Origin of the sequence: Halomonas sp., from assembly GCF_031581305.1 — a bacterium.
Classification (GTDB): domain Bacteria; phylum Pseudomonadota; class Gammaproteobacteria; order Pseudomonadales; family Halomonadaceae; genus Halomonas.
This window is the reverse complement of the sequence record NZ_JAVLBC010000122.1, coordinates 1-9,678: the sequence shown is the minus strand read 5'-3', so window position 1 is coordinate 9,678 and position 9,678 is coordinate 1. Positions and strand designations below refer to the sequence as shown.

The following is a 9,678-nucleotide window of genomic DNA, read 5'->3' as shown; positions in this document are numbered from 1 at the left end:
GCTTGGCCGCTTGGCCGCTTGGCCGCTTGGCCGCTTGGCCGCTTGGCCGCTTGGCTGCTATGCGCCCTCGTCTGCCTCGGCATCGAGTTGCTCCCGCCAGGCCATCAGCTGGCCGTAGCGCTTCTCCTGGCCGTATTCCGTGGGCGTGTAGAAGCGTCGCCGGGGGACGGCGGAAGGCCAGCAGTCATGGGCGCTGCCGGCGGGATAGCCGTGGGGCTCATGATGAGCGTAGCGGTAGCCCTGGCCATGCCCCAGGGACTCCATCAGCTTCGTCGGGGCGTTGCGCAGGTAGGTCGGCACCTCCAGCTGTGGCTGCTCTGCCACGAAGGCCTTGGCGGCCTTCCAGGCCTGGTCGATGGCGTTGCTCTTGGGGGCCACCGCCAGATGGATGGCAGCGTGGGCGATGGCGCGTTGGCCCTCGTAGTCGCCCAGGCGCAGGTAGGTGTCCCAGGCGGCCATCACCAGGGGCAGGGCGCGCGGGTCGGCATTGCCCACGTCTTCCGAGGCGATGGCCGCGAGGCGGCGGATCACGTCCAGCGGGTCGCCGCCCCCCTGCAGGAAGCGGGCGATGTAGAGGAGGGCGGCGTCCTGTCGCGAGGAGCGCACCGACTTGTGGATCGCCGAGAGCAGGTCATAGAAGTGGTCGCCCTGCTTGTCGAAGGCACTGGCCTGGTGACCGATGATCTCTTCCAGCGCCTGGCGAGGCAGGTGCTCGCCGTCGTTCTCGGCCACGGTGAAGTCACAGGCGGTTTCCAGCAGGCCCAGGGCGCGGCGGGCATCCCCGGCAGCGGCCCGGGCCAATAGCGCCAGCACTCCGTCGTCCACGCGGATCTGCCGGGCGCCCAGGCCATGCACCTCGTCGGCCAGCGCCCGCTGCATGACCGCCACGAGCTCATCCTCGGCGAGCGACTTCAACACGTGCACCCGGGCGCGTGAGAGCAGCGCCGAGTTGACCTCGAAGGAGGGGTTCTCCGTGGTGGCACCGATCAGCGTCAGCAGCCCCGATTCCACGTGGGGCAGCAGGGCGTCCTGCTGGCTCTTGTTGAGGCGATGGATCTCGTCGAGGAACAGCAGGGTGGGGCGCTCGCGCGCTTGCATGTCCCGGGCACGATCGACGGCGGCACGGATCTCCTTGACGCCGGCCATCACCGCCGAGAGATGCTCCAGGTGGGCGCCGGACACCTCGGCGAGGATCTCGGCCAGGGAGGTCTTGCCGGTGCCCGGGGGCCCCCAGAGGATCATCGAGCGTACCACGCCGCTCTCGGCCATGCGCGTCAGCGGCTTGCCGGGGCCGACCAGCGCCTGCTGCCCCATATAGTCCTCGAGCCGGCGCGGGCGCATGCGAAAGGCGAGCGGCGCGGCATCATCGGGCGTGTTGCGCTGGAAGAGATCCATTTCTGACTCCTTGGCTCGCGACTGCTAGAGTGGATGTGTCGTCGCAGGCAATACGACCTCGGGCGACAGGCGGAATTCTTCCCGCAGGGCTAGCTTGAGACAGGTCAGCCTCACGGAGAGCGGCACGGCCCAGTGAACCCGGCCTGCCGCGGCGAATCCAATTCACGAGCCTGTCCGATTTGACCGATCGTCACGAGGTCATAAGTCCGACAGGATCCGAGATAGCCTTCGATCCCACACCGCTTTAGCTTTAGAGGAGACCCCCGACATGCCCATGCTGAAGCAGTTGCGTCAGGATCATGCCAACATGGCGCGCATGTTGCACGTTCTGCATCTCAAGCAGAAGTCCCTGGCGAGCGGCGAGCGTCCCAACTTCCAGCTGGTCCGGGAGGTCGTCGACTACATCCTCGACTACCAGGAAGGCTTCACCCGGCCGCTCGAGAAGATCTGCACCGAGCGCCTCAAGGAGCTTGATCCGTCGAGTGCCGAGGTGATCGAGCGTATGTCCAAGGATTATCGCGCACTTCAGTCTCGTCTCAAGCGGCTGTCCAATGATCTCGACATGATCCTGATGGATGCCGTTGTGCCCATGGACCGCTTCGCCGAGGACCTCAAGGCCTACCTGGATAGCCATCGCGCCTACCTGCGGGACGAGCGCGAGTTGCTGTTCCCGCTGATCCGTGAGAACTTCACTGACCAGGACCTCGTGGCGTTGTCCGAGGCGCTACCGGAGGGGGCGCAGGCGCAGTTGGAGCGGCTGCAGGAGGCCTATCCCGAGCTCTATGCCGAGCTACGTGATGCCCCCGAGCCGATGACCTGATCCCGTCACACCCGCGATCGGGCCGGCGTTTCGGCTCAGCCCCGGGTCTGGGGTAGAATGGCCGGCATTCTCAGCGGCCACCCCTTCGTCATGTCTAACCTGTTCCTCCTCGCCAAGCCATCGACCCGCTTGTGTCCCCCGGCCCCGTGGCAGGGGGAGCAGGGCTGATGGCGGGGCCGATCCTGGTCTTCGATTCCGGCGTCGGTGGACTGTCCGTGGTTCAGGCGCTGCGTCGGCGCCAGCCCGAGGCCGCTCTGGCCTATGTCTGCGATAATGCCATGCTACCCTATGGCCAGCGCGAGGATGCCTGGCTGGTGCAGCGCATCCGGGCGGTCTGCGAGGCTGCCGTGGCGGCCAGTGGCTGCAGTGCCCTGGTGGTGGCCTGCAATACTGCCAGCACCCTGGCGCTGGACGTCTTGCGCGAGTGCCTGGCGATCCCCGTGGTCGGTACCGTGCCGGCGATCAAGCCGGCGGCCCGGGTGAGCCGGACGCGCCATATCGGGCTGTTGGCGACCAGCGCGACCGTATCGGGCTCCTATACCCTGCAGCTGATCCAGGACTTCGCCGCCGACTGCCGGGTGACCCGGGTCGCCGCGGATGCCCTGGTCATCGAGGCGGAACGCCTGGTGGCTGGGGGGATGCCCGACCAGGCGACCCTGCGCCAGGCCCTTGCCCTGCTGTGGGACGATCCCCAACTGGATACCGTGGTGCTCGGCTGCACCCACTTCCCGCTGCTGGCCCCGTGGCTGGCTGAGGCGGCGCCGCGTCAGGTGACTTGGATCGACTCCGGCGAGGCCATCGCCCGCCGGGTGGCCCAGGTGGTGACGGCTGCCGCCCCTCGCCGAGGCAACGCGCCGAGCTTCGTTACCGCGCCCGACGAATGCTTGTATAAGGGCCTGGCCACTTTCGGCTTCGCCCCGCCGAGGCTGTTGTACCCCGCTTGAGCCGATCCCGAGCACGGCCATCGTCATTTTTTCTTCATCTTGTCATCTTCATCCCAGGAGCCGCCGTGGCCATTCCCGTCGTCGACCCCGCCCGCTATGACCAGCAGCTGGAGGCCAAGCGCGAGCGCATCACCCGCGACTTCGCTCGCTTCGCGCCGCCGTCGCTGGAAGTCTTCCCCTCGCCGCCGAGCCACTATCGCCAGCGCTGCGAATTCCGTCTCTGGCACGAGGGAGACGATCTCTTCTACGCCATGTTCGAGGTCGATCCCGAGGATCCCAAGAGCAAGACGGTAGTCCGCCTGGACAACTACCCGGTGGCCAGCCGGCAGATCAATGACCTCATGCCGCGCCTGCTCGATGCCATCCACGACAACGACCTGCTTCGCCGTCGGCTGTTCCAGGTGGAGTTCCTCACCACCCTCTCCGGCGAGGCGCTGGTCACCCTGATCTATCATCGCCGGCTCGACGAGGCCTGGGAGGTCGAGGCCCGTCGTCTCGAGCAGGCGTTGGGCATCATGATCATCGGTCGCGCCCGTAAGCAGCGTCTGGTACTGACGCGGGATCATGTCTGGGAACGCTTGGTGGTCGACGATCGCGAGCTCGTCTACCAGCAGGTGGAGAACAGCTTCACCCAGCCCAATGCCGAGATCTGTCGTGCGATGCTGGGCTGGGCCCGTGACGTCACCCGGAACAGCCAGGACAGTGACCTGGTGGAGCTCTACTGCGGCAACGGTAATTTCACCGTGGCGCTGGCCGACAACTTCCGGCGAGTGCTGGCCACCGAGATCTCGCGGACCTCGGTGGCCAGTGCCCGGGTCAACCTGGAGACCAACGGCATCGACAACGCCGAGGTCGGCCGAATGTCCGCCGAGGAGTTCTCCCAGGCCCTGAAGGGCGAGAAGGGGGGGCGCCGGGTCGCCGAGATGGCCCTTGATGACTACGCCTTCACCACGGTGCTGGTCGACCCGCCCCGGGCGGGACTCGATGAACAGAGCTGTCGCCAGCTCAGCGAGTATGCGCGTATCGTCTATATTTCATGCAACCCCGAGACCCTGGCCGAGAATCTCGCGACGCTGACTCGCACCCACGACATCCGGCGTTTCGCGCTTTTCGACCAGTTTCCCTGGACCCACCACTGCGAGTGTGGGGTCCTGCTTGAGCGGCGTGGCTGATGCCTCATGGGCCGGTGTGGGCGGCGCGAAGTCAAGCGGTGATGCGTAACCGACATGCTCCATGAGTGAAGGGGCATGTGGCTGGGGTGGGCTCGGGAAGTGACGTAAGCTGGAAGGCGCTGCGGCCAGGAGGCCGCCACGTCAAGTTCTCACGGCCGCCTTCGGCGGTCGCAGGCAGCCGAGGTGATGGATGCAACACGTCGCACACGAGGAGACTCGCCAGGATCTGCTCAAGCAACTCGAGGAGCGGCTACAAGGCCGTCTGGACGAGGACAAGGCCGCCCAGGTCGGTGCCTTCGCCCGCCACTTCTATGCCACGGTACCGCTCGATGACCTGGCCGACCGCCGTCTCGACGACATCTATGGCGCCACCCTTGCCGTGTGGCACTTCCTGCAGCAGTTCGATCCCGCCGATCCCAAGGTGCGGGTCTTCAACCCCGACTTCGAGCAGCATGGCTGGCAGTCCACCCACACTTTCATCGCCGTGCTCCATGAGGACATGCCCTTTCTGGTTGACTCGGTACGCATCGAGCTCAACCGGCGCGGCATGACCGTCCACGCCATCCACAATGCCGTGCTGGCGACGGAGCGCGACGGACAGCACCGGCTCACGCGGGTCACGCCGACGCGGCAGGCCGATGCCCCGCAGAATCGTGAGTCGCTGATCGCCATCGAGGTTGACCGCCACTCGGATCCCACGCTGCTCGAGGAGATCGAGGCGAGCCTGCAGGAGGTGTTGTGCGACGTGCGCACGGCAGTGGCCGACTTCGAGCCGATGCGCGAACAGGCTAAGGCTGCTGTTGAAGAGCTCAAGGCCTCGCGTCCGGAGCAGATCGATGCCGCCGATCACGATGAGGCCATTACCTTCATGGAGTGGCTGCTCCATGACAACTTCACCTTTCTGGGTTACGACGAATTTGTCGTCCACGAATCCGAGGGGCGCCAACGCCTCGACCGGGTCGACGAAAGCAAGCTGGGCGTATTCCGCCTCGACCAGCCCCGTTACCAGGAGCGTATCCGCACCGACCAGGGGGTCGAGGGAGACCATTACGTGCTGGTCCCCCAGCTGCTGTCGTTCGCCAAGAGCGCCCACCATGCGCGGATCCATCGCCCGACCTATCCCGACTACATCTCGATAGACCGCTATGATGACCAGGGGCGGGTGATCGGCGAGCGGCGCTTCCTCGGCCTGTACACCGCCACCGTCTACAACGAGTCGCCGCGCAACGTGCCGATCCTGCGCCGCAAGATCAAGACGGTGATGGGCAACTCCGGCTTCAATCCCAAGGGGCACAACGGCAAGCACCTGCTGCACATCCTCGAGGTCTATCCCCGCGACGACCTCTTCCAGATCGATACCGACGAGCTGACCCAGACGGCGCTGGGCATCCTCGACATGCGCGAGCGGCGACGGGTGCGGCTGTTCATCCGTGAGGATCGCTCCGGCAGGTTTTACTCCTGCCTGGCCTTCGTGCCGCGCGATGTGTTCTCTACCGAGCTGCGTCTGCGCACCCAGGATCTGCTCTGTGAGGAGCTCGACGCCACCTTCGGCGACTTCAACACCTACCTCTCGGAGTCGGTGCTGGCCCGCATCCAGTTCATCCTGCGCTTCAAGGGAGACCAGCCGGCGGACTATGACCTGCGGCGCCTGGAAGCCAAGTTGGCGACACTGGCCCGCAACTGGCGCGACGACCTCCAGGGCGCCGCCATCGAGGGGTTTGGCGAGGAGCAGGCCAACCTGCTGATGGATCGCTTTCGCGATGCCTTCCCCGCCAGCTATCGTGATGACTTCTCGGCGCGCACCGCGGTCTACGACCTGCAGCACATCAGCGAGCTGGATGACGGATTTCCGCTGGCGCTCTCCCTCTACCGACTGGTCGAGGAGGAGGGTAGCGGTGTCAATCTCAAGCTTTTCCACCGTGACCAGCCCATCCCGCTCTCCGACGTGCTGCCGATGATGGAGAACCTGGGGCTCAGGGTGATCGGTGAGCGCCCCTACGAGCTTCAGGCCCGTGACGGCAGCTACTGGATCCATGACTTCGACCTCGAGCACCACACCAGTACCGAGGTCAACCTGCAGGAAATGCGCGGGCCCTTCGTCGAGGCCTTCCAGCGTATCTGGAACGGGGAAGCCGAGAACGACCCCTTCAACCGGCTGATCATCGGCGCCAACCTGGACTGGCGCGAGGTGGCCATGCTGCGGGGCTATGCCCGCTATCTCAAGCAGATCCGCTTCGGTGTCTCCCAGAGCTACATGGCCACCACTCTGGTCAATCATTCGGAGATCACCCGCGAGTTGGTGACGCTCTTCGAGCTGCGCTTCGATCCGGCCGAACGTCCGCCGGAAGGCGACATCGAGGCCTGCATGGAGCGCATCATCCGGCTGCTCGATGATGTCGCCAGCCTCAATGATGACCAGCTGCTGCGCCGCTTCATGGAACTGATCCAGGCGACCCAGCGCACCAACTACTACCAGAAGGGTGACAATGGACGTCACAAGGACTATATGTCCTTCAAGATGGAGCCTTCCCGAGTCACCGGCATGCCCAAGCCGCGGCCGGCTTACGAGATCTTTGTCTGCTCGCCGCGCGTGGAGGGGGTTCACCTGCGCGGTGGCAAGGTCGCGCGGGGCGGGTTGCGCTGGTCCGACCGCTTCGAGGACTTCCGCACCGAGGTGCTCGGCCTCGTCAAGGCGCAGCAGGTCAAGAACGCGGTGATCGTGCCGGTGGGCGCCAAGGGCGGCTTCGTCTGCAAGCGCCTTCCCGAGGGCGGTGACCGCGACGCCATCCAGCAGGAGGGCATCGCCTGCTACAAGACCTTCATCCGTGCCCTGCTCGACGTCACCGACAACCGCGTGGGGGGCGAGATCGTGCCGCCCCGCGATGTGGTGCGCCACGACGACGACGACGCCTATCTGGTGGTGGCCGCGGACAAGGGCACCGCGACCTTCTCCGATATCGCCAACGAGATCTCGGCCGAGTACGGCCACTGGCTGGGCGATGCCTTCGCCTCGGGCGGAGCCAACGGCTATGACCACAAGAAGATGGGCATCACCGCCAAGGGGGCCTGGGAGTCGGTCAAGCGCCATTTCCGTGGCCTGGAGCTGAACACCCAGCAGGACGAGTTCACGGTGGTCGGTATCGGTGACATGGGGGGCGACGTCTTCGGCAACGGCATGCTGCTCTCCGACCGGATCCGCCTGGTAGGGGCCTTCAACCACCTGCATATCTTCGTCGATCCGACCCCGGACGTGGCGGCGAGCTTCGCCGAGCGCCAGCGTCTGTTCAACATGCCGCGTTCGAGCTGGGAGGACTACAACGCCGAGCTGATTTCCGAGGGGGGCGGGGTGTTCAAGCGCTCGGCCAAGACCATTCCCATCTCCAGGCAGATGAAGACGTTGTTCGGCATCAAGGAGGACAAGCTGGCGCCCAACGAGCTGATCCGCGCCATGCTCAAGTCTCGGGTCGACCTGCTGTGGAACGGCGGCATCGGCACCTACGTCAAGGGCAGCGAGGAGACCGACGCCCAGGTGGGCGACAAGGCCAACGACGGCCTGCGCATCGATGGCCGCGAGCTGCAGTGCCGGGTCATCGGCGAGGGCGGCAATCTCGGCCTCACCCAGCGCGGGCGCATGGAAGCGGCCGCCCGAGGCGTCCGCGTCAATACCGATTTCATCGACAATGCCGGCGGGGTGAACTGCTCCGACCATGAGGTCAACATCAAGATCCTCATCGACGAGGTGGTCAAGCGTGGCGACATGACCGAGAAGCAGCGCAACCAGCTGCTCGCCGACATGACCGGTGAGGTCTCGGACCTGGTGCTGCTGGACAACTACCGCCAGACCCAGGCGCTGGATCTCGCCGAGCTCCTGTCCCGGCAGGGCATCGGCCCCTTCCGGCGCTTCATCAGCGAGCTCGAGGCCGCCGGCCAGATCGACCGCGAGCTGGAGTTCCTGCCCGACGACGAGATACTCAACGAGCGCGCCGCCAACGAGCAGGGGATGCTGCTGCCGGAGCTCTCGGTGCTGATCTCCTACGCCAAGAGCGTGCTCAAGGGCGACCTGATCACCTCGGACGTGCCGGACGATCCGACCATCGTCAAGTTCGTCGAGCGGATCTTCCCCAGGGCGCTGGTCGAGCGCTACAAGGAGGAGATGTACGACCATCGCCTGAAGCGCGAGATCGTCGCCACCCAGGTGGCCAACGACCTGGTCGACCATATGGGCATCGTCTTCGTTCGCCGGCTCATCGACTCCACTGGTGCCGACCGCGCCACCATTGCCCGCTCCTACGTGGTCGCGCGTGACAGCTTCCAGCTGCCGCGCCTCTGGGAGCAGATCGAGGCGCTGGACAACCAGGTGCCGTGCGCGGTGCAGTACGCCATGATGCTCGACCTGATGCGCATGCTGCGTCGTGCCACCCGCTGGTTCCTGCGCAACCGTACCGGCATGAGCACCCGGGATGCCATCGACTTCTTTGCCCCGCGCCTGGCACAGCTGCAGGAGAACATCGGCAAGCGTCTGCGCGGCGAGGAGCACGAGGCCTGGGAGGCTCGCCGCAATGAGCTCACGGAGGCCGGCGTGCCGGAGGCCCTGGCCTCTACCGTGGCAGCTGCCGGTAGCCTCTATGCGGCACTCGGCATCATCCAGGTGGCTCGCCAGACCAACGAGAAGCCCCAGCGCGTCGCCGAGGTGTACTACGACATCGGCGATCGCCTGGAACTGCCGTGGATGATCCAGCAGATCACCGATCTCAAGGTGCGTGACAGCTGGCAGGCTCAGGCCCGCGAGACTTTCCGCGATGATATCGATCGCCAGCAGCTGGCGCTGACCATCAGCGTTCTGGGGATGGAGGGCGGTCCGCGCGACGCCACGGAGCGGGTCGAGCAGTGGCTTTTGCTCCACGAGGGCATGCACCGGCGCTGGTGCCGTCTGCTCGAGGAGGTGAGCAGCGGCAGCCATGGAGGGTTCCCGCTCTTTGCGGTGGCCGTACGTGAACTGGTCGACCTGGCCGAGAGCAATCGCGAGACCTGACCGGCCGCCTTGCCCATGGCCAGAGACACGAACCCCCGCCGATGGCGGGGGTTCGTGTCTCCGGGGACTCAGGCGAGGCAGCGGTCAGAGCAGGAACAGCGTGGCCAGCCCCAGGAAGGCCATGAAGCCCACCACGTCGGTTACCGTGGTCAGGATCACCGACCCCGAGAGGGCGGGATCGATGCCCGAGCGCTTGAGCATCAGCGGAATGACGATGCCGGCGATGCCGGCGGCCAGCATGTTGATCACCAGGGCGGCGGCGATGATCACGCCGATGGCGATGCTGTCGAACCACAGCACCGCGAGCACGGCCAC

General features: G+C 65.8%; 6 protein-coding genes. 4 read left to right on the top strand and 2 right to left on the bottom strand.

Annotated features, from left to right (window positions below):
• Positions 1–57: 57 nt before the first annotated feature.
• Positions 58–1,395 carry a replication-associated recombination protein A gene (locus tag RI841_RS11025; protein ID WP_310705649.1) on the bottom strand — a complete coding sequence of 446 codons (1,338 nt, stop codon included), beginning with the start codon at positions 1,393–1,395 and terminating at the stop codon, positions 58–60.
• A gap of 274 nt (positions 1,396–1,669) precedes the next feature.
• Between RI841_RS11025 and RI841_RS11020 the strand changes: the two genes are divergently transcribed.
• The 4 genes from RI841_RS11020 (at position 1,670) to RI841_RS11005 (ending at position 9,363) form a co-directional block, all read left to right on the top strand.
• A complete protein-coding gene (locus tag RI841_RS11020; protein ID WP_310705650.1) occupies positions 1,670–2,215 on the top strand; it encodes a hemerythrin domain-containing protein in 546 nt (181 codons plus the stop codon).
• A gap of 167 nt (positions 2,216–2,382) precedes the next feature.
• A complete protein-coding gene (gene murI / locus RI841_RS11015; protein WP_310705648.1) occupies positions 2,383–3,159 on the top strand; it encodes a glutamate racemase in 777 nt (258 codons plus the stop codon).
• 65 nt (positions 3,160–3,224) lie between these two features.
• The gene (gene trmA / locus RI841_RS11010; RefSeq protein WP_310705647.1) at positions 3,225–4,331 is read left to right on the top strand and encodes a tRNA (uridine(54)-C5)-methyltransferase TrmA; all 1,107 of its coding nucleotides are present in this window, start codon (positions 3,225–3,227) and stop codon (positions 4,329–4,331) included.
• A 190-nt stretch (positions 4,332–4,521) separates the two neighbouring features.
• Complete coding sequence (locus RI841_RS11005; RefSeq protein WP_310705646.1) at positions 4,522–9,363, top strand: NAD-glutamate dehydrogenase; 4,842 nt, start codon at positions 4,522–4,524, stop codon at positions 9,361–9,363.
• Between the two features lie 84 nt (positions 9,364–9,447).
• Here RI841_RS11005 and RI841_RS11000 read toward each other — a convergent pair.
• Positions 9,448–9,678, bottom strand: a 231-nt coding sequence (locus RI841_RS11000) for a magnesium transporter (RefSeq protein WP_310705645.1), incomplete at its 5' end; no start/stop codon positions are given.